Annotated in this window: 26 protein-coding genes; 23 read left to right on the plus strand and 3 right to left on the minus strand. The window is 36.5% G+C overall.

Annotated features, from left to right (window positions below; genetic code table 11):
• Positions 1-5 precede the first annotated feature (5 nt).
• Positions 6-248 carry a DUF2552 family protein gene (locus LC095_RS02060; protein ID WP_226526575.1) on the plus strand — a complete coding sequence of 81 codons (243 nt, stop codon included), beginning with the start codon at positions 6-8 and terminating at the stop codon, positions 246-248.
• A gap of 35 nt (positions 249-283) precedes the next feature.
• Here the strand turns inward: LC095_RS02060 and LC095_RS02065 are convergent, their stop codons facing one another.
• Positions 284-1207 carry an alpha/beta hydrolase gene (locus LC095_RS02065; RefSeq protein WP_226526576.1) on the minus strand — a complete coding sequence of 308 codons (924 nt, stop codon included), beginning with the start codon at positions 1205-1207 and terminating at the stop codon, positions 284-286.
• Positions 1208-1619: 412 nt separating this feature from the next.
• Between LC095_RS02065 and LC095_RS02070 the strand changes: the two genes are divergently transcribed.
• On the plus strand, positions 1620-1853 hold the full coding sequence (locus LC095_RS02070) for a YqkE family protein (protein ID WP_226526577.1): 234 nt from the start codon (positions 1620-1622) through the stop codon (positions 1851-1853).
• Between the two features lie 48 nt (positions 1854-1901).
• Here the strand turns inward: LC095_RS02070 and LC095_RS02075 are convergent, their stop codons facing one another.
• Both LC095_RS02075 and mciZ read right to left on the minus strand, forming a co-directional pair.
• Positions 1902-2810 carry an aldo/keto reductase gene (locus LC095_RS02075; RefSeq protein WP_226526578.1) on the minus strand — a complete coding sequence of 303 codons (909 nt, stop codon included), beginning with the start codon at positions 2808-2810 and terminating at the stop codon, positions 1902-1904.
• Between the two features lie 99 nt (positions 2811-2909).
• A complete protein-coding gene (gene mciZ, locus LC095_RS02080) occupies positions 2910-3083 on the minus strand; it encodes a Z-ring formation inhibitor MciZ (RefSeq protein WP_226526579.1) in 174 nt (57 codons plus the stop codon).
• Positions 3084-3160: 77 nt separating this feature from the next.
• On the opposite strand from mciZ, the gene LC095_RS02085 reads away from it, so the two are divergent.
• From LC095_RS02085 to lysA, 21 genes are all read left to right on the plus strand, one after another.
• Positions 3161-3712 carry an NUDIX hydrolase gene (locus LC095_RS02085; protein ID WP_226526580.1) on the plus strand — a complete coding sequence of 184 codons (552 nt, stop codon included), beginning with the start codon at positions 3161-3163 and terminating at the stop codon, positions 3710-3712.
• Positions 3713-3738: 26 nt separating this feature from the next.
• Positions 3739-4905, plus strand: a complete 1167-nt coding sequence (locus LC095_RS02090) for a TIGR00375 family protein (RefSeq protein ID WP_226526581.1) — start codon at positions 3739-3741, stop codon at positions 4903-4905.
• A 157-nt stretch (positions 4906-5062) separates the two neighbouring features.
• Positions 5063-5719 (plus strand): stage II sporulation protein M, encoded by a 657-nt coding sequence (gene spoIIM, locus LC095_RS02095; RefSeq protein WP_226526582.1) that lies wholly within the window; start codon positions 5063-5065, stop codon positions 5717-5719.
• 117 nt (positions 5720-5836) lie between these two features.
• Positions 5837-6295, plus strand: a complete 459-nt coding sequence (locus tag LC095_RS02100) for a Fur family transcriptional regulator (RefSeq protein ID WP_026558923.1) — start codon at positions 5837-5839, stop codon at positions 6293-6295.
• Between the two features lie 124 nt (positions 6296-6419).
• Positions 6420-6647, plus strand: coding sequence for a YqzK family protein (locus LC095_RS02105; protein ID WP_216774263.1), 228 nt, complete (start codon positions 6420-6422; stop codon positions 6645-6647).
• A gap of 6 nt (positions 6648-6653) precedes the next feature.
• Positions 6654-7547 (plus strand): site-specific tyrosine recombinase XerD, encoded by an 894-nt coding sequence (gene xerD / locus LC095_RS02110; protein ID WP_216774262.1) that lies wholly within the window; start codon positions 6654-6656, stop codon positions 7545-7547.
• A 294-nt stretch (positions 7548-7841) separates the two neighbouring features.
• Positions 7842-9026, plus strand: a complete 1185-nt coding sequence (gene deoB, locus LC095_RS02115) for a phosphopentomutase (RefSeq protein WP_226526583.1) — start codon at positions 7842-7844, stop codon at positions 9024-9026.
• A gap of 13 nt (positions 9027-9039) precedes the next feature.
• The gene (locus LC095_RS02120) at positions 9040-9861 is read left to right on the plus strand and encodes a purine-nucleoside phosphorylase (protein WP_226526584.1); all 822 of its coding nucleotides are present in this window, start codon (positions 9040-9042) and stop codon (positions 9859-9861) included.
• Between the two features lie 23 nt (positions 9862-9884).
• The gene (locus LC095_RS02125; RefSeq protein ID WP_226526585.1) at positions 9885-11186 is read left to right on the plus strand and encodes a pyrimidine-nucleoside phosphorylase; all 1302 of its coding nucleotides are present in this window, start codon (positions 9885-9887) and stop codon (positions 11184-11186) included.
• Positions 11187-11585: 399 nt separating this feature from the next.
• A complete protein-coding gene (locus LC095_RS02130; RefSeq protein WP_226526586.1) occupies positions 11586-12749 on the plus strand; it encodes a D-alanyl-D-alanine carboxypeptidase family protein in 1164 nt (387 codons plus the stop codon).
• A gap of 97 nt (positions 12750-12846) precedes the next feature.
• The gene (gene spoIIAA, locus LC095_RS02135; RefSeq protein WP_026558930.1) at positions 12847-13200 is read left to right on the plus strand and encodes an anti-sigma F factor antagonist; all 354 of its coding nucleotides are present in this window, start codon (positions 12847-12849) and stop codon (positions 13198-13200) included.
• Positions 13197-13637 carry an anti-sigma F factor gene (gene spoIIAB / locus LC095_RS02140; RefSeq protein ID WP_026558931.1) on the plus strand — a complete coding sequence of 147 codons (441 nt, stop codon included), beginning with the start codon at positions 13197-13199 and terminating at the stop codon, positions 13635-13637. Before spoIIAA ends, spoIIAB begins: the two co-directional genes overlap by 4 nt.
• A gap of 13 nt (positions 13638-13650) precedes the next feature.
• A complete protein-coding gene (gene sigF, locus LC095_RS02145) occupies positions 13651-14412 on the plus strand; it encodes an RNA polymerase sporulation sigma factor SigF (protein WP_226526587.1) in 762 nt (253 codons plus the stop codon).
• Positions 14413-14665: 253 nt separating this feature from the next.
• Positions 14666-15292: a stage V sporulation protein AA gene (locus LC095_RS02150; protein ID WP_226526588.1), complete on the plus strand. Its 627-nt coding sequence runs from the start codon at positions 14666-14668 to the stop codon at positions 15290-15292.
• Positions 15279-15701, plus strand: a complete 423-nt coding sequence (locus LC095_RS02155; protein ID WP_226526589.1) for a stage V sporulation protein AB — start codon at positions 15279-15281, stop codon at positions 15699-15701. Before LC095_RS02150 ends, LC095_RS02155 begins: the two co-directional genes overlap by 14 nt.
• 12 nt (positions 15702-15713) lie before the next feature.
• A complete protein-coding gene (gene spoVAC / locus LC095_RS02160) occupies positions 15714-16163 on the plus strand; it encodes a stage V sporulation protein AC (protein WP_226526590.1) in 450 nt (149 codons plus the stop codon).
• A 15-nt stretch (positions 16164-16178) separates the two neighbouring features.
• Entirely contained in the window at positions 16179-17201 is a 1023-nt protein-coding gene (spoVAD, locus tag LC095_RS02165; RefSeq protein WP_226526591.1) for a stage V sporulation protein AD, read from the plus strand.
• Positions 17201-17551 (plus strand): stage V sporulation protein AE, encoded by a 351-nt coding sequence (gene spoVAE, locus LC095_RS02170; protein WP_026558937.1) that lies wholly within the window; start codon positions 17201-17203, stop codon positions 17549-17551. Before spoVAD ends, spoVAE begins: the two co-directional genes overlap by 1 nt.
• A gap of 6 nt (positions 17552-17557) precedes the next feature.
• Positions 17558-18124 carry a stage V sporulation protein AE gene (locus LC095_RS02175; RefSeq protein ID WP_226526592.1) on the plus strand — a complete coding sequence of 189 codons (567 nt, stop codon included), beginning with the start codon at positions 17558-17560 and terminating at the stop codon, positions 18122-18124.
• Positions 18121-19599, plus strand: coding sequence for a spore germination protein (locus LC095_RS02180; protein WP_226526593.1), 1479 nt, complete (start codon positions 18121-18123; stop codon positions 19597-19599). The genes LC095_RS02175 and LC095_RS02180 overlap by 4 nt, the downstream gene beginning before the upstream one ends.
• A 187-nt stretch (positions 19600-19786) precedes the next feature.
• Positions 19787-21109, plus strand: a complete 1323-nt coding sequence (gene lysA, locus LC095_RS02185; protein WP_226526594.1) for a diaminopimelate decarboxylase — start codon at positions 19787-19789, stop codon at positions 21107-21109.
• The last annotated feature ends 35 nt before the right edge of the window (positions 21110-21144 follow it).

The following is a 21144-nucleotide window of genomic DNA, read 5'->3' on the forward strand; positions in this document are numbered from 1 at the left end:
AATAGATGAAGGATCGATTAAAGGCGATAAAAAATGTAGCATTAAACAAAACATGGGTGTCATTTTTACATGAAAACCACCCGTACAGTCTTCTCCATTGGTCAATAGGCGGAGTTCATGATGAAACAAAGGATGTATGGTTGCTTCAAGATGAAATGTCGTTTGAAGCACAAGAATTTCCGACAATTGATGAAGCTATTCAATGGATGGAAAAAAACATGGAAAATATTTCGGATATTTTAGGTTAAATAGAGGATGACTCAAGAGTAATAATACTTTTGAGTCATCCTCTATTTTCTTCTGTTACGCCTATTTCTACAAAAAATTCATCAATGACCTTAGAGTATTCCTCGCGGTTTTCTGCATATGACATGGCGTGAGAGCCTTTTTCAGCTAAAAATAGTTTCTTGGCACCTTTCTTTTTCTCATAAAGTATTTTTGACATGTCTGAAGGTATGTAATCATCATCTTTACTGTGTATAAAAAGGATAGGGCTTTTGATGTTTGGAACAGCTTGTAGGGGGGAGACTCCTTTAATGGAGTAACGGTCGCGCAGCTGAACAAACGGCTTTGCAATTGGCATAACTAAAACACTAGGTATGTTAAACTCAACCTTAAGTCGATATAATAGTTGCGCCTCGAGTTCGGAAAAAGGGCAGTCTGCGATATAGAAGTCTGCACCGTCTTCAACCATTCCAGCATAAAGAAGTGTTGTAACAGCTCCCATGGATTCACCGTGAACACCTAAAACAATGTTGTCTCCAACCTCTTTTTTTAACCAATCAACAACCGATTGAAGATCAAATTTTTCATAATGGCCGTAGCTGGTTGTTTTTCCACCACTTTCACCATGTCTGCGATGGTCATAAATGAGAACATTCCAACCTTTTTGAAGGAATAAATTCATGTATTTGACAGAATTCAACCGATTTACGGTGACACCATGACAAATAATCATATATTTGTTCGAAGCATGGGGTTCGAAAACAGAACCTTTAATTGAATAACCAAATTGAGATTCAATCGAGAAATCTCTTCTATCAAGAGAGTCGTATTCTTGTTGGTTAAAAAGACCAAACTTACTATCACGATCAATAATGTCCTTATTATCCTTCTTTTTGATAAACATCAGTTTATTTGTGAAGAAAAAGCCGACAATCAATATGTAGGATAGAAGAATAAGGAGTGGAATAAAAGATTTTTTCACTTGGCTACCTCCTTGAATAAGCATTTCCTTTATTGTACATGAACGATGAGGTTCCATCCAAGTAAGACATCAACTAACCACAGTAGAAATGCACGATTTTACTGACAGGAATAGAATAAGAAGACAAGCAAGGTTGCCTGTCTTCTTAATTATTGGGGAGAATTTTGTCTTTTTGTTGGGTGAATCGCTTTTTCCATCTCCTCGGCTGCCATCTTATTATTGGTTGTGTCAGCATTCGGCTTCCCTTTTTGACCACGCTGTTTTGACATTGAAATCCCTCCTATCTCCATCTTAAAATGTCATATTGCATCAGAAATTATACAAAAGACAAACACAAGAAAATATACTTGAATCTCCATGAATATATTGACTATAATTTGATAAAGACAGTCGGTAAGAGGAGGCAACTAAGATGAAAAAATCAAAGAAAAGCAAGGACGATCAAGCAGTCTCATTATCAGATCACTTAAACAGTGATTTATTAGAGCAGCTAAAGTCTGTTAAAAAGAATTTAACAAAGGAGCAAGAAGAGAAAGAGGCGGCTCTTGAACAGCAAAGAATAGTAGAGAGAAAACAACGAGAAAAAAATAAAAGCTTTGAAGAGCTCTTAAACGAAAGTTCTTTAACTTGGAAGGATTTTAAATAGACCCTAATAAAGCGGAGCATAAGGCTCCGCTTTTAATATGAATAAATTTTAGCGATGTTGCTCATATTTTTCACATTTAGTAAGATCTTGAAGCTGATGATAAACGTGAGGAGATAGTCTTTCTGCAGATCCGGCATTCACATTTTCTATTAATTGTTGTACCTTACTAGCCCCGGGAATAACTGCGCCTACTACCTCATCAAATAAGCAATATTGTAGGGCTAACCTAGTCATTGATTGGGTTGAATCAACAGTCTCGAGTTTAGATAAAACCTGTATAAGTTCTTCTTTTGAATAGGATAAGTAACTTTCTGATTTCAGTTTTTCTACAAGGGGCTTTTCAGTTAGAAGTCCTTTTGCCAAAGGACCACGTGCAATCACACTGACATTATGTTCTTTTAAGAGCGAAAACCATTCCTCAGGTCTGCGGTCTAACAGGCTATATTGCATCATGATAGAAACAATATTGGATTTTTTTAAGTATTCTTTAATGACATTCGGACGAATAGAAGAAATGCCATAGTACCGAATTACACCTTCTTGTTTTAATTCCTCAAAGGCGTCGATTGTTTCATCAATATGATCTTCAATCATCCCGCCATGTAGTTGATAGAGATCGATATAGTCTGTTTGAAGACGGTGCAGACTGCTTTTGACTGCTTGTTTAATATAGGATTTTGAAGGATCCCAAGTCCATCCGGATCGATCCTCTTTCCAACGGTTGCCAACTTTTGTTGCTAAGATGATGTCATGCCTACGATTTTTAATGGCTTTACCGACAAGCTCCTCGTTCACACCTGCATCATATAAATCTGCAGTATCGAAATAGTTAATACCCAAGTCAATCGCCTGGTCAATAAGTGAATGTGCATGCTGTTCTTCCGTACCAAGTGACATGCAGCCAAGTCCGACTTCACTAACAAATAAATTTGAATGTCCGAGTTGTCTTTTTTGCAAAAATACCACTCCTTAAATTTGAGTATTCTTATCATCGAGAGTAGTATAAAGCTTACCAAAGGTCAACTGATAGGTATTTGATAGGTATTTAAGGCATGCTTACTTATGGTTTTTAAGATGAAAAGGTGAAGTGTTTTTTAAAGTTGGCTTGTTTTCATCGTTGATCCATTCATAGACAGTTCCGTAAAAATGGCTATATTCTTTTAATTTTGTACGAATTTCCCACGCTTTTCCAACTAGAACTATCCCTTTATCCAATCGATAGATTTTCATGCAAGGTTCCATTCCCTTCCATTAAGATATGATAGAATGTATGAAGATACGAAAGTTTATAGAACAGGAGTGAGAAAATGGATCATTTAAAAGAAACTACACTAACTTCAAAGGAAATTTTTAAAGGGCGAATCATTGATTTATATTTAGAGGAAGTTAAGCTTCCAAATGGAAATACGAGTACAAGAGAAATTGTAAAACACCCAGGAGCAGTGGCTGTAATTGCGATAACCCCTGAAAATAAAATCCTTATGGTTGAGCAATACAGAAAACCATTAGGGAGAACGATTGTAGAAATACCTGCCGGAAAGCTGGAAAAAGGTGAGAAGCCAATCGTAACAGCTAAACGGGAACTGGAGGAAGAAACAGGATATACTTGTGCGGATTTAAAACCACTTATTTCGTTTTATACTTCTCCCGGATTTGCAAATGAATTAGTTCATTTATTTATTACTGAGAATTTAGAGAAACTGACTGAGGCTGCAGAATTAGATGAAGATGAATTTGTTGAGGTATTGGAGGTAACACTAGAGGAAGCTCAAGAAATGATTCAAAACAATAAAATTTATGATGCAAAAACAGCATATGCAGTACAATACTTACTATTAAAAGATGCTTTAAAAAAGTAGTAGACTTAAAAAGGAATGTTACATAAATGAACAGTTATTTTGCTGACTTACATATTCATATTGGACAAACAAGCTCCGGGAAGCCAGTGAAAATTACTGCTTCTAGAAACCTCACCTTAGAAAACATATTGATAGAGGCAAGTGAACACAAAGGGATCGATATGGTAGGTATTATTGATTGTCATGTGCCTGAAATCATTGTCACACTTCAACATCTTATCGATTCCGGTGAGTGCATAGAACTAAAAGATGGAGGAATTCGGTTTCAAAATACCACGCTTATTTTAGGTAGTGAGCTTGAAATATACGATAAAACGTGTAAAGGCCCAATTCATGTGTTGGTTTTTATGCCGACTCTTCAAAAAATGAAGGAATTATCATTGTGGCTTTCCTCTCGGCTTACAAACATAACACTTAGCTCTCAACGGATTTATGAGGACGGGAAAACTCTACAACGCTTTGTAAAACAGAGAGATGGGCTATTTATTCCTGCACATGTTTTCACTCCACATAAGAGTCTATATGGGAGCGGTGTGGTAAGTTCCTTAACTGAAGTTTTTGAAGCAGATTTAATTGATGCGGTTGAGTTAGGTTTAAGCTCAGATACGAAAATGGCTGATCAAATCACTGAATTACATAAGTACACATATATAACAAATTCAGATGCACATTCTTTACCTAAGATTGGGAGGGAATATCAGAAACTTACGATGAAAGAACCGAGTTTCCTGGATCTGAAAAAGGTGTTGAAAAAGGAAGATGGCTGCCAAATTGAAGCCAATTACGGGTTGAATCCATACCTCGGTAAGTACTATGATACCACCTGTGAAAAATGTGGTGAAAAGCCGGAAAAACATCAAACGAGATGTTCAAAATGCGGAAGCATAAGATTTACAAAAGGAGTGTTCAATCGATTACAGGAGTTAGCAAGTGGTATTGAAAATAAGTGTGATCGTCCTCCATATATCCATCAGGTTCCACTACAGTTTATTCCGGGAATCGGACCCAAAACCCTTGAGAAATTAAAAGACCTGTTTGGGACTGAAATGAATATTTTGCATGAAGTACCAAAACACGAGCTTCAGAACGTTGTAACAGAAAAAGTGGCAAATTATATTGTGGCAGCTCGGGAAGGCCGATTGCAGGTTAGCTCAGGAGGAGGAGGAACGTACGGGAAAGTAACTGGGGTGTAAACAGATAGGAGAAAAAATCGAATATAATAGATAGAAGCAGCCTGTCTATCCGCCCATTCGTACTAAAATCTATCAACCAAAAGAAAGCATTTTTTAAGTCATAGATTACGTTTCCTCTCATATACTCTAGTAAGTGAAGGACGGGAGGAAATAATCTATGCGAAGACAACAACTGCCAGTTAGTGCAATGATAAAGCAGCATCTTAAGGAGTATTCTTCGATATATTTGTTTGTATTTGTTTTATTTTTGATGGGAGTCATCTTTGGGGCTATTATTGTCAACAGCATGAATTTAAGTCAAAAAGAGGATTTATACTATTATTTAAATCGTTTTTTTGGACAAGTAGCAGAAGGAAAAGTTGCAAGTGCAGGCGATATGTTTCATCAAAGCTTCTTTCATAATTTAAAATATCTAGGTTTAATGTGGTTACTAGGAATTTCAATCATTGGATTACCTGTGATTCTTGTTATGCTTTTTATAAAAGGTATGGTAGTAGGGTTTACAGTTGGGTTTTTAGTTAATCAGTTAGGCTTAAAAGGTTTTCTGTTATCGTTTGTTACGGTTTTACCACAAAATATCTTGCTAATTCCAGCCTTTATCATTATGTGTTCTGTAGCAATTTCCTTTTCATTAAAAATTATTAGGCAGCTCTTTGTGAAGAAGTCAAGTACATTAGAGGCTCCATTGACACTTTTTATGCGATATGCGTCCGTTTTTGTCTTTATAGGAGTAATAGCTGTACTTGCATCAGGTTTTGAGGCATATGCATCACCGTTTTTAATGAAAAATATTGTAGAATTCGTCAGTAAATAATAATTATTATTAAATAAAAATACTTATTTTTATTACATTAAAATCATTTTAGTTGGACACTTTCCTCACCTATGATATATAATAGTTTTGGGAACGCGGCGAGGGAGGAAAAGTGTTATGGAAAACCGCATTGATCGGATTAAAAAGCAGTTGCATACGGCAAGCTATAAGCTAACACCACAGCGTGAAGCAACTGTTCGGGTATTACTTGAAAACGAAGAAGATCATTTAAGTGCAGAGGATGTCTACCTTCTCGTTAAAGAAAAGGCACCTGAAATAGGTTTAGCCACTGTTTATCGTACATTGGAATTATTAACTGAATTAAAAGTAGTCGATAAAATTAACTTTGGTGACGGTGTTTCCAGATACGACCTTCGTAAAGAAGGTGCAGCACACTTTCATCATCATTTAGTTTGTATAGAATGTGGATCAGTAGCAGAAATTGAAGAAGATCTTCTTGAAGATGTAGAGGAAATAGTTGAACGCGACTGGAAATTCAAAATAAAAGATCATCGCTTAACATTTCATGGAATTTGTGTGAAATGTCAGGAAAAAGGCGAGAACAAAGAAGAATAAAACCTAAAAGTCTAACAAATTGTTAGGCTTTTTATTTTCTGAAAAAGCATGTATAAAGTTTGTCCTTTTTGGCATATCTTCTAATAATCACATAAAAAAGTAGAAAAGATTATTGGAGGTAGCTATGATTAGGTGGCTAAAAACGGTAAAGGATATGATCAAAGTTTTTGTCCTTTTTACTGGATTTACGATTTTGTTCTATTATGCTATTATTTGGGTGAACTTAGAATATCAACAAATGCATCGTTATGATCAACCGGAAGGTGCAGCATTGAAGGTAACAAAAATGATTAAGAATGAGGAAGAAAGCTGGTTAAACAGATTGATATTCTTTATTGATAACGGGGAGTAGACAAATTTGAAGGATCAAATAAAAGATTTTATCCATTACCTAATCGTAGAAAGAGGATTATCAAACAACACAATTGTTTCCTATGAGCGAGATTTGAAAAGCTATCAAAAGCATTTAAATGAAGTTCAAAAAATTGTTTCTTTTAATGATGTATCCCGTCTTCATATCATTCAATTTTTAAAATTTTTAAAAGAATCCGGGAAATCGAGCAAAACGATTGCCAGGCATACAGCATCTATTCGTAACTTTCACCAATTTTTGTTGAGAGAAAAGCAGGCAGACCAAGATCCATCCGTGTTAATTGAATCACCGCAACTAGAAAGAAATTTACCTAAAATTCTTTCGCTTCAGGAGGTAGAACAGCTCCTTGAAACTCCAAAACCAACAACTCCTTTTGGCTTACGGGATAAAGCCATGTTAGAGCTCCTGTATGCAACAGGTATTCGTGTAAGTGAGATGATTAATTTGAATTTAACAGATGCTCACCTGACTATGGGCTTTATTCGTTGCTATGGAAAAGGTAACAAGGAACGAATTGTTCCTATAGGCAGAACCGCGACAGATGCGATTATGAATTATGTTGAAGGTGGCCGCTCAAAGCTAATGAATAAAAAGGAACCAACAGAAGCCTTATTTATCAACCATCATGGCAAGAGAATAACAAGGCAAGGTTTTTGGAAAAATTTAAAGAAAATTGCCCTTGAGGCCAACATAAAAAATGAAATAACCCCTCATACTCTAAGGCACTCATTTGCCACACATTTACTTGAAAATGGTGCAGACTTACGAGCAGTTCAAGAGATGCTTGGACATTCTGATATATCTACCACTCAAATATACACACATGTAACAAAATCAAGACTTAAGGATGTTTACAATCAATTTCATCCTCGTGCTTAAAGCATCTCCAGGAAGGAGGTGCTTTTTTATTTTACTATCAGTAAGTATAAGGTTTTATTGATGATGGGATAAAAATACAAAGGCATTCGTCATTCTGACTTGGCGGAAAGCCATGTTTTTCTAACATTTAAAAAATAGAATAGTAGAGGAGTTAAGTTGTCAATATACGCTAATAAAGTATATAATGGAATTGAAATAGTTGTCAGACTTCTGACAAGTTCCTCTTATAGAATGGAATGTTATGATAAATGGAAAAGTATAATAAGGTATGAAGTAAAGGAGGACATTAATGGTATGGAGAAGTATACATATAAGCGAGTATTTTTAATCGTATTAGACTCTGTAGGAATTGGTGAAGCACCTGATGCAGAAAAGTTCAACGATTTAGGTGCGGATACAATAGGACATATTGCTGAACATATGGGCGGCTTACACATGCCGAATATGGCGAAATTAGGTTTAAGTCACATTCGCGAAATTAAAGGAATACCAAAACAACCTCATCCACTTGCTTTTTATACAAAAATGCAAGAAGCATCAAATGGTAAAGATACCATGACAGGTCACTGGGAAATCATGGGTCTAAATATAGAGCAGCCATTTCAAGTATTCCCGGAAGGATTTCCAGATGATTTAATAAAAGAGTTAGAGGAAAAGTCCGGAAGAAAAATTATTGGAAACAAACCTGCTTCTGGAACTGAAATCTTAGATGAACTAGGTGAAGAACATATGAAGACAGGTAGTCTCATTGTTTATACTTCAGCTGACTCCGTTCTACAGATCGCAGCACATGAAGAAATTGTCCCTCTTGATGAATTATATAAAATCTGTGAAATGACCAGAGAGATGACGATGAATGATAAATATATGATTGGACGAATTATTGCAAGACCATTCCTTGGAAAACCAGGTGAATTTACTCGTACTGCAAACCGCCATGATTATGCTCTAAAACCTTTTGATCGAACTGTAATGAATGAACTAAAAGACAATAAATTCGATGTGATTTCAATTGGGAAGATTGCTGATATTTATGATGGAGAAGGAATTACCCAATCCTTACGTACAAAATCAAATATGGATGGTATGGATAAGTTAAATGAAACGTTAGATATGGAATTTACTGGATTGAGCTTCTTGAACTTAGTTGATTTTGATGCCCTTTTTGGCCATAGAAGAGATCCAAAAGGATATGGTAAAGCTCTTGAAGAATATGATGAAAGGCTATCAGAAGTGTTAGATAAATTAAAGAAAGACGATCTGCTAATGATTACGGCTGATCATGGAAATGACCCGGTACACCATGGCACTGATCATACAAGAGAGTATGTACCATTGTTAGTCTATAGTCCAAGCTTTACTGAAGGAAAAGAGCTTCCATTAAGAGAAACGTTTGCTGATATAGGAGCAACAATTGCCGATAATTTCAAAGTGAAACTACCTGAATATGGTAAAAGTTTTCTGTCAGAGTTGAAATAGGAGGAGATACATAGTGAATATTGAAAAAATTAGAGAAGCAGCTAATTACTTAAAAGATAAATATAAAGATACGCCAAGCATTGGTTTAATTTTGGGCTCAGGCTTAGGTGTTTTGGCAGATGAAATTGAAAGCCCTGTAAAAATTCCATACAACGAGATTCCTAATTTTCCTGTGTCAACTGTTGAAGGACATGCAGGTCAGCTCGTTTTTGGTCAGTTAAAAGGTGTAAAAGTAGTAGCCATGCAAGGAAGATTTCACTTCTATGAAGGCTATAGCTTAGAGAAAGTAACTGCACCGGTTCGTGTTATGAAGGAGTTAGGTGTTGATACATTAATCGTGACAAATGCTGCAGGAGGAATCAATAAAACATTCGAAGCGGGAGATCTAATGCTAATAAGTGATCACATTAATAATATGGGCACAAACCCATTGATTGGTCCTAATGTTTCGGAATTTGGTGCCCGATTCCCGGATATGTCTGAGAGCTATGATATGACATTAAGAGAATTAGCGAAAAGTGTTGCAAGTGAGTTAAATATTAAGTTGCAGGAAGGAGTCTATGTTGGAAATACAGGCCCATCCTATGAAACTCCGGCTGAAGTACGTGCTCTCCGAATTATTGGAGGTGACGCAGTAGGTATGTCTACAGTTCCGGAAGTAATTATAGCAAAACATGCCGGACTAAAAGTATTAGGTATTTCATGTATTTCAAACATGGCTGCAGGAATTCTCGATCAGCCTCTATCACATGATGAAGTAATAGAAACAACAGAGAAAGTCCGTGTTAACTTTTTGAACTTGGTGAAAAGCATTGTAGAAAAAATCAACTCCTAATCTGAATAAAAAGGTGATATGCAATGAGAATGGTTGATCTAATTGAAAAAAAACGTGATGGAAAAGAACTAACAAAGGAAGAAATCCATCATATTATAAAAGGCTACACCTCAGGAGACATACCTGATTACCAAATGAGTGCTTTTACAATGGCGGTCTATTTTCAAGGAATGACAGATCATGAACGGGCTGAACTTACAATGGCGATGGTACATTCCGGAGATACCATTGATTTAAGTGAAGTAGAAGGTATTAAAGTTGATAAACATAGTACAGGCGGTGTGGGTGATACAACTACCCTTGTATTAGGTCCATTGGTAGCAGCAGTAGGTGTACCTGTAGCAAAAATGTCAGGAAGAGGACTTGGACATACCGGTGGAACAATTGATAAGCTTGAATCAGTACCAGGCTTTCATGTTGAGATCGAAAACAAGCAATTTATTAAATTAGTGAACAAAAATAAAATTGCAGTCATTGGTCAAAGCGGGAATCTTACTCCTGCGGATAAAAGCTTATATGCATTGCGAGATGTAACCGCTACAGTAAACAGTATACCTCTCATAGCAAGCTCCATTATGAGTAAAAAAATTGCAGCAGGAGCAGATGCTATTGTTCTTGACGTCAAGACAGGTGCAGGTGCTTTTATGAAAGATCTTGATGACTCAAAAGAATTAGCAAAGGCAATGGTTGATATCGGAAACTTAGTTGGCCGCAGAACGATGGCCATTATCTCTGATATGAGTCAACCACTCGGGTTTGCAATCGGCAATGCGTTAGAAGTAAAAGAAGCAATCGACACATTAAGCGGCAAAGGTCCAAGAGACTTAGCAGAACTTTGCTTATCACTTGGAAGCTATATGGTACTCTTGGCTGAAAAAGCTCAGACTTTAGAAGAAGCCAGATCTATGCTTATTGAAGTTATGAACAATGGGAAAGCGAGAAGGGCGATGAAAACGTTCCTTGAGGCTCAGGGTGGAGATGGATCAGTTGTAGATAAACCTGAAACGTTGCCACAATCAACATATAAAATTGAGCTTGAAGCAAAACAAGATGGCTACCTATCTGAAATGATTGCTGACTCAATTGGAACAGCCGCCATGCTACTAGGAGCAGGTCGCGCAACAAAAGAATCCCAAATTGACCTGGCCGTAGGACTCGTCTTAAATAAAAAAATTGGAGATACAGTTAAAAAGGGTGAATCCTTAGTAACAATCCATAGTAATCGCGAAAATGTAGAAGATGTAAAAGAAAAGCTTTATGCAAGTATTTCAATTAGCGAACAAAAGGTAGAAGCACCGAAATTAATTTATGCAACTGTTGAATAGTTAGTAGGAGACCACAGCCGGAGGCTGTGGTTTTTTAGTTGGAAATTGCAATAGTTGAAGTGACGCATACAAAGGAGAAAAGTCATTCGAGTATTACCTGAATTTTCTTAATGAAGACTATTATACCTTTCATGATTTGAGGTTCTTCAAGCATTAAAAGACTACTATTATTTGATAGGTCCTTCAATTACCAATGAAATTCAGAACATTTACTAACCTCAAATCAAGAACGACTTCATAAACATTACTTTCTTCACTAAATCTCAACTCCTCTGGAACTATGTGTAATCTCACTTATTGTATTGAAATGTAAGCAGCTTCAAAAATTTCTTCCAACCCTTGTATATTTTCCCTCCTACTGGAAAAAATGGAAAGTATAAAGAATGGAGGGCTTATGAAATGAAACGAGTGATATCGTGTTTAACGCTTATAACAATGCTGCTTTCTGTAACACCAATGGCTTTAGCTAAAGAATCAACAACTGTCGAGCTTGCAGATAAAGCGAAGTCTGCTGTTTTAATTGAACGGGATACCGGAACCATTTTGTATGATAAAAACAGTAATGAAAAACTTCCTCCAGCAAGTATGACAAAAATAATGACAATGCTTCTTATTATGGAAGCGCTAGATAAAGGACAAATTAAATGGGATGAAAAGGTCCGTACAAGTGAATATGCTGCTTCTATGGGAGGATCACAAATCTTTCTTGAGCCTGGAGAAGAAATGACTGTGGAGCAAATGCTAAAAGGAATTGCAATTGGATCAGGTAATGATGCTTCCGTTGCAATGGCTGAAAAAATCGCAGGATCTGCTGATGAATTTGTCAATATGATGAATAAAAAAGTAGAAGAACTGGATTTGAAAAATACGCATTTTAAAAACCCAACAGGTTTACCGGAACAAGATCATTATAGTTCAGCTCATGATATGGCTTTAATGGCGAAAGAATTATTAAAATATGAAGAAATTACGAACTTTACTGGGAAATATGAAGACTATTTACGTGAAGGAACAGATAAAAAATTCTGGCTTGTGAACACAAATCGGCTTGTAAAGTTTTATCCTGGAGTAGATGGAGTGAAAACAGGCTTTACAAATGAAGCGAAATATTGTTTAACAGCAACTGCTAAAAAGGACAATATGCGTGTTATCGCAGTAGTATTTGGAGCAGATACCCCTAAAGATCGTAATGCACAAGTTACAAAAATGCTTGACTATGCGTTTAGCCAATATCAAACACATCCTTTATTCGAAAAAGATCATGTGTTATCACAATTGAAAGTTAGTAAAGGCAGTGAAAAAGAAGTAAATCTTATGACGTCAGAGCCTATTTCTGTATTAACGAAAAAAGGTGAAAAGGTCGATGATGTAACACAAGAAATTTTAATGAAAAATGATATTAAAGCTCCTGTGAAAAAAGGAGATGAGCTTGGAACTCTCCAATTAAAGAAAGATGGCAAATTGATTGCAGAGAGTAAACTTGTTGCGGAAAAAGATATTGACGAAGCAAGCTGGTGGACAATGTTTAAGAGAGTAATGGGTAACTTTACAAAGGCTGGCTGATGTTGACGAAATACCACTAGTTTTGTCATCGGGCAGGAAAATCAAAGTTCAATCAAGAATTGACTCTTTATCCAGAATTTAAGGAGGGGTAAAAACCTTGAGTCTAGCGATTGAACTTGATGTAAAAGAATCTGTACTTTGTATAAGACTCTCAGGTGAACTTGATCATCATGCAGCAGAGGAATTACGTACAAAAGTAACAGACACTTTAGCTGCAAATCAAATTCAGCATATTGTATTAAATCTTGGACAACTATCGTTTATGGATAGTTCAGGATTGGGAGTCATCTTAGGAAGATATAAACAAATTAAAGCAACCGGCGGAGAAATGGTTGTATGTGCAATTTCTCCGGCAGTCAAACGATTATTTGATATGTCAGGTTTATTTAAAATTATTCGATTAGAAGAGAATGAGCACAAAGCGCTCCAGACTTTGGGGGTGGCATCATGAAAAACGAAATGAACCTTCAATTTTCAGCGCTAAGTCAAAATGAATCATTTGCAAGGGTAACAGTAGCTGCTTTTATTACTCAGTTAGATCCGACAATGGATGAATTAACAGAGATTAAAACGGTAGTTTCGGAGGCAGTTACGAATGCCATCATCCACGGATATGATAATGACCCAAATGGTATTGTGTATATTTCTGTCACGTTAGAGGATGGAATGGTTCAATTAACAATCCGTGACGAAGGAATGGGGATTGTTGATGTTGAAGAGGCAAGACAGCCTCTCTATACAACAAAGCCTGAACTCGAAAGATCCGGGATGGGGTTTACGATCATGGAGAACTTCATGGATGAAATTTCAGTTGAGTCCTCTGAATCAAATGGAACAACTGTTAGACTGGTAAAACACTTATCGAAAAGTAAAGCTTTATGCAATTAAAGGGAGACTTGCTATGGATGTGGAGGTCAAGAACGATCAATCGAATACACAGTTAAAGGATCATGAGGTTAAGGAATTAATTCGTCGTAGTCAAGAAGGTGACCAAGAAGCACGAGATTTAATTATCCAAAAAAACATGAGATTAGTATGGTCTGTTGTCCAGCGTTTTTTAAATCGTGGATACGAACCTGATGACTTATTCCAAATTGGCAGTATAGGATTATTAAAATCTGTCGATAAATTTGATTTATCTTATGATGTTAGATTTTCGACGTATGCTGTACCGATGATTATTGGTGAAATTCAACGTTTTATTCGCGATGATGGTACAGTAAAAGTGAGCCGTTCCCTAAAGGAACTAGGAAATAAAATCAGACGGGCACGAGATGAATTATCCAAAACAATGGGAAAAGTACCGACAGTTGCTGAAATAGCCTCCTACCTAGATATTGCTCCTGAAGATGTTGTACTTGCACAGGAAGCTGTAAGAGCACCTTCATCTATCCATGAAACTGTTTATGAAAATGATGGAGATCCTATTACATTACTAGATCAAATAGCTGACAATACAGAAACAAAATGGTTTGATAAAATTGTATTGAAGGACGCCATTCGAGATTTAGATGAGCGAGAGAGACTTATTGTGTACCTGAGATATTATAAAGATCAAACACAGTCAGAGGTAGCTGATCGGCTCGGAATCTCTCAAGTGCAAGTATCGAGACTTGAGAAAAAGATCTTGCAACAAATGAAAGATAAGATGAATCAAATATAAAAGAGGAAGAATAATGATTATCACTCCATTTTCATTTTTAGGAGGATAATGAGTATTCTTCCTCTTTTTTTTGCTTATTCAACTGCTTTTTCTCATTTACAATCCAATGGTAATTGTTGGACTTTCTTACAGGACTGCATGATTAAAATTAAGGCAATGCATACTACATATACAATCAAATGTTTTACTTGTTACAAGGAGTAATGTAAAGGAAAAGGTTTCAACAATTACAATCATTAGGAAGTGAACCTTGATGGATAAGACGGTATATATCAGACTTCGTCACCGAATTCAAGTACATCCTAACGATGTCATTACTATTGAAAAAATTGCACTCATCGTAGGCGATAAGGAGTTGACAGATAAACTAAAGAAAATTGTCATTCATAAAGTCCAATTAAGGGATAAAAATATGGTTGTTATCGATATTATGCATGTCTTAAAGGAAATAAGAAAATTTGATCGCAAAATTGACATTCAGGCATTGGGATCAAACCAGACCATTGTTGAAATTATGTACAAAAAGAAGAAACTATCACCTTTATTATTTTGTATCGTATGGCTTTTACTCTTTATTGGAGCAGGGTTGGCCATTATGAATTTCCACGAAGATGTGAGCATGCAGGCTGTCCACCAACGTATATACAAGATTGTAACAGGAAGAGAGAATGAACAGCCGCTAATCCTTCAGATACCTTATTCACTAGGTCTCGGATTAGGAATGATATTGTTTTTCAATCACTTATTCAAAAAGAGAATTAATGAAGAACCAAGTCCCTTAGAAGTGGAAATATTTAATTATCAACTTGATTTAGATCAATATGTTGCGATGAATGAAAATAAAGAAAATATAAATACGAATGATCATGATAATAAATAGTTTCATTCTCATTATAATCGGATTATCCGGGGGACTTGTTGTCGGTTCAGGCTTTGTAGCATTTTTGGCTGTTTTGGGGATTATTCCCAGACTAACACAGTTAACAAAGACCTATCAGTTTATCCATGTCTATGAGTGGGCAATTATATTAGGCACTGTTTTGGTAGGGTGGGCTAGTTTAAGTAATAGTTTGTTGTTTCAATCAGAGCTTTGGTTAATTCCAATTGGTCTTTTTTGTGGAATATTTATAGGGATGTTGGCAGCAGCTCTGACAGAGGTATTAAATGTTTTCCCTATTCTGGCTAAAAGGGTCGGGCTTGGTGAAAAGATTCTGGTTTTGTTAATGGCTATTGTGTTTGGTAAGATTGCCGGTTCATTATTTCATTGGATGTATTTTGTGAATCATTAAGGAGGTCTGGATATGGCGAAAATGAAAGAAGATTATAAGAATAAAATTAAAGATTATCAACCAAAGCCACCATATTTTATTAATTGCCTAAAGGCGTTTCTAATAGGTGGATTTATTTGTTTATGTGGCCAAGGAATTCAAAATTTTTATATGAATGTTTTTCACTTTTCAGAAAAAGATGCAGGAAATCCGACTGTTGCCACGTTGATTTTACTATCTGCCTTACTAACAGGGTTTGGTATTTATGATAAGCTTGGTCAATTTGCGGGAGCAGGATCTGCTGTACCTGTTACTGGGTTTGCTAACTCAATGACAAGTGCAGCAATTGAGCATAGAAGTGAAGGAGTTGTATTAGGAGTTGCCACCAATATGTTCAAGTTAGCAGGAAGTGTCATTGTTTTTGGTGTTGTGGCTGCCTATATCGTAGGAATGATTCGATATTTTTATGGACTAGCATTTTAAGGTGGGGTGGATCAATTGAAACTAACTGGAAAGCAAACATGGCAATTTGAGAATCCTTTATTTGTCCATTCAAGTGGAACAGCTGTTGGTCCAAAAGAAGCAGACGGACCACTTGGCCAGTATTTTGATATAAAGCATAAAGAACTTCACTGTGGTGAAGATAACTGGGAACTAGCAGAACGAAGGTTAATGGAGCAGGCAGTTGAACAATGTCTTATAAAAGGAAATAAAACGATAGATGATATTGATTTGTTTTTAGCAGGAGATTTACTGAATCAAAATGTAACGGCAAATTATGTAGCAAGACATCTCAGTCTTCCCTTTCTTTGTATGTTTGGTGCTTGTTCGACATCAATGGAAACAGTCGCAATGGGATCTGCTTTAGTTGATGGAGGCTTTGCTAGTCAAGTAATTGCTGCTACAAGTAGTCATAATGCCACTGCAGAGAGACAGTTTCGTTATCCAACGGAATACGGTGGGCAAAAGCCTGATACTGCAACGTTTACAGTAACTGGTTCAGGTGCTGTATTAATTAATAAAGAAGTAAGTAATATTAAAATTACCTCTGCGACAATAGGAAAAGTAGCAGATTTAGGGATTAAGGATCCGTTCGATATGGGTTCTGCCATGGCACCAGCAGCAGCGGATACCATTGCACAGCATCTAAAAGATTTAAATAGAACTCCAGATGATTATGACCTATTTTTAACGGGAGATCTATCCGGTGTTGGCAGTCCAATTGTAAAAGAGTTATTGAAGGAAGAAGGCTACGATGTTCACGATAAGCATAATGATTGCGGCTTAATGGTCTATCGCCCTGATCAAAAAGTATTTGCTGGTGGTAGTGGATGCGGTTGTTCTGCTGTCGTGACATATTCACATATCTTTAATGAACTTAATGCAGGAAATTTAAAGCGAGTTTTTGTTGTAGCGACGGGTGCATTACTTAGCCCAACAATGATTCAACAGAAAGAATCGATTCCAACAATAGCACATGGAGTTGTTTTCGAAAGAGCGGATGGAGGAGTGAATAGCTAATGGAATATTTATTAGCATTCGTTGTCGGAGGGGCTATTTGTGTAATAGGTCAAATCCTTTTAGATGTATTTAAATTAACCCCAGCTCATGTCATGAGCTCCTTTGTAGTATCAGGGGCAATATTAGATGGATTTGGACTTTATGATAAATTAATAAAGTTTGCCGGAGCGGGTGCAACTGTACCTATCACTAGTTTTGGACACTCTCTTTTACATGGAGCAATGGAACAGGCTAAGGAGCATGGATTTATTGGGATAGGAATTGGAATATTTGAATTAACTTCAGCAGGTATTTCAGCAGCAATTTTATTTGCATTCATTATGGCACTTATCTTTAAACCGAAAGGATAGGTTACATTGGCAGAAAAAGCGAGGGTCATTATTGTTACTGATGGGGATGAATATGCAGCAAGAACAATTGAATATGTAGCAGCTCAAATAGGGGGAAGAACCATTTCGCAAACCCAGGGAAATCCTACTATTCTTAGTGGTACCCAAATAGTTGAGCTTATTCTTCAGGCAAAAAATGACCCTGTCTTTGTCATGTTTGATGATTGTGGATTATTAGGAGAAGGCGCTGGTGAAGTAGCTTTAAAATATGTTGCAGAACATCCCAAAATAGAGGTCCTTGGTGTCATTGCGGTGGCGTCCAAAACACATCAAACAGAGTGGACGAGAGTTGATGTGAGTATTGACAGATTTGGTGAATTAACCGAATACGGTGTAGATAAAAGTGGACTTAAAGATCTCGAACTCGGAAGAATAAGCGGTGATACGGTATATTGTTTAGATCAATTAGAGGTACCTATTATTGTTGGAATTGGGGACATTGGCAAAATGGCTAGAAAAGATAGTGTGAAAATTGGATCACCAATTACAATGAAAGCTGTTGAATTAATACTAGAAAGGAGCGGTTATGATTGACTTCAGAGACGGAAGCTAAACAATATCCGATAACGGGAAACTTAGCAGAAAGTGAAAAGTTTTTCACCGAACATGTTGGACTTAATACAAGCTTTGATTTAGGTGTAAGGAAATTGACCATACTAGACTTTCAAGTAAATATGTATTATTTAAATGGTCTATGTGATACGAATTATATTACTCAAATATTAAAGAATGTATCATTAATAAATGATAGTGAAGTAAATCATATAAAATTCAAGGAAATATTAGAAAATAGAATTGTTAACCAATCAGTCCAAAAGATAAGAACATTGGATGAAGTGGTTGACCAAGTACTATCAGGGTTAATTGTTTTTCTTATGGAAGGTTCGGACTATGGATTGGTTGTTGATGTAAGAAGCTATCCCGGCAGACAACCTCAAGAGCCTGATACAGAAAAAATTGTCCGTGGGGCAAGGGACGGATTTGTCGAAAATATTATCGTTAACACAGGCTTAATTCGCAGAAGAATTAGAGATGAACGTTTGCGTTATGAAATGATGAAAATAGGTGAACGCTCGAAAACAGATGTTTGTCTAGCTTACGTCAAAGATGTGGCCGATCCCGGGCTAGTTAAAACCATTAAAAAAGAACTTGATACAATCAAAGTTGATGGAATTACAATGGCTGATAAAACAATCGAAGAATTTTTAGTCAAGCAGGGCTATAATCCGTATCCCTTAGTTAGGTATACAGAAAGACCGGATGTTGCGGCTAATCACTTATTAGAGGGGCATGTATTAATTATTGTGGATACATCGCCGAGTGTCATTATCACTCCTACTACATTCTTTCATCATGTTCAGCATGCGGAGGAATATCGCCAAGCACCAGCAGTTGGTACGTTTTTACGATGGGTCAGGTTTTTAGGAATCATTGCATCCATTTTTCTTTTACCATTGTGGTTTTTGTTTGTTCTGGAACCTTCCCTTTTACCTGAAAATATAGCTTTTATTGGTCCTAATGAAGAAAAAAATATTCCGATTGTCATACAAATATTTTTAGCTGATTTTGGGATCGAATTTTTAAGAATGGCTGCGATACATACTCCAACATCACTCTCTACTGCGATGGGTCTAATCGCTGCTGCATTGATTGGTCAAATTGCGATTGATGTTGGTTTATTCGTTCCGGAGGTAATTTTATACGTAGCTGTTGCTGCAATCGGAACCTTTGCAACACCAAGTTATGAATTGAGTGTTGCAAATAAAATGGCGAGGTTAATATTGTTAGTTGCAGTCGCTGTTTTTAAATTAGAAGGCTTTGTTATTGGGTGTACACTTTTTATCATCTCACTTGTAAGAATAAAATCACTAAACACTCCTTACCTATGGCCCTTTCTACCATTTAATGCGAAGGCATTATGGCAAATCATTATCCGAACATCTGTCCCGGGAGCTAAGCTTAGACCGAGTATTGTTCATCCTCAAAACATAAAAAAACAACCGGAATAGGGTAAAGTGACATTGAAAGAACCCCTCTTTTATGATATTGTATGTTTAATTTCATGCAGAATTTTCATAACAGACAGTTAATGACCAGCTGGTGTTAACTGTCTTTTTTCTTGAATAATTAATCAAATATTTTGCAGGCAAGATAAGTTAAACGTAAAAGCCTAGTTGTAGAAAGAGGGGATACATTTTGTTCTTACATGGTACTAGTAAGATAAATGAAAAAGGGCATTTAGAAATAGGCGGAGTGGATACCATTCAATTGGCACATGAATATGGTACACCTCTTTATATTTACGATGTAGCGTTAATAAGAGAACGCGCTCGAAGCTTTAAAGAAGCTTTTGAAAAAATGGGCGTTAAAGCACAAGTTGCTTATGCTAGTAAGGCATTTTCATCAATTGCCATGTTTCAACTTATTGATGAAGAAGGGCTCTCATTGGATGTTGTATCCGGCGGAGAGTTATATACAGCCATTGCTTCAGGATTCCCTGCTTCAAAAATCCATTTACATGGTAACAATAAAAGCAAAGCAGAACTTAAAATGGCATTAGACCACGGTGTCGGGTGTATTGTTGTAGATAACTTTTATGAAATTGAACTTTTAAAAGACCTCACCAAAACATCTGGTCAAAAAATATCGGTTCTTCTTCGTGTCACACCAGGTGTTGAAGCACATACACATGATTATATTACAACAGGACAAGAGGATTCAAAGTTTGGATTTGGTTTATTAAATGGACAAATTGAAAAGGCAATCGAGACAGTATTGGATTCAAGTCATATTCAATTGCTGGGAATTCATTGCCATATTGGTTCTCAAATATTCGATACTGCTGGTTTTGTCCTAGCAGCCGAAAGAGTATTTATGAAAATTAAGGAATGGAAAAGCCAATTCTCATTTATCCCCGAGGTTGTGAACCTGGGTGGAGGGTTTGGAATTCGCTATACAGCAGAAGATGAGCCCCTTCCGGCAACTTATTATGTGGAAAAAATTGTTGAGGCTGTAAAAAATCAAGTAAATGAAATGGGTATTGCAATGCCAGAAATATGGATTGAACCAGGCCGCTCACTAGTAGGTGATGCGGGAACAACATTGTATACAACTGGTTCTACAAAAACCGTTCCTGATATTAGAGAATATGTAGCGATTGATGGTGGGATGAGTGATAATATTCGCCCGGCTTTATATCAAGCAAAATATGAAGCGATATTAGCAAATCGGGCATTAGAAAAGCATGATGTCCCAGTTTCGATTGCAGGAAAATGCTGTGAAAGCGGAGATATGTTAATTTGGGACCTACCATTACCAGAAGTAAAATCAAATGATATTTTGGCTGTTTTCTGTACAGGTGCTTATGGTTATTCAATGGCAAATAATTATAACAGAATTCCTAGACCAGCAGTTGTTTTTGTTGAAAACGGTGAGGCACAACTTGTAGTGAAAAGAGAGAGTTTTGAAGATTTGATTGTCAATGACTTACCGTTACAATCAAAAGTAATTAATAAATAAAGGTAATACAAAACGAGAGCAGTGTATCACTGCTC

Source organism: Metabacillus niabensis (assembly GCF_020524345.1).
GTDB classification, from domain to species: domain Bacteria; phylum Bacillota; class Bacilli; order Bacillales; family Bacillaceae; genus Metabacillus; species Metabacillus niabensis_B.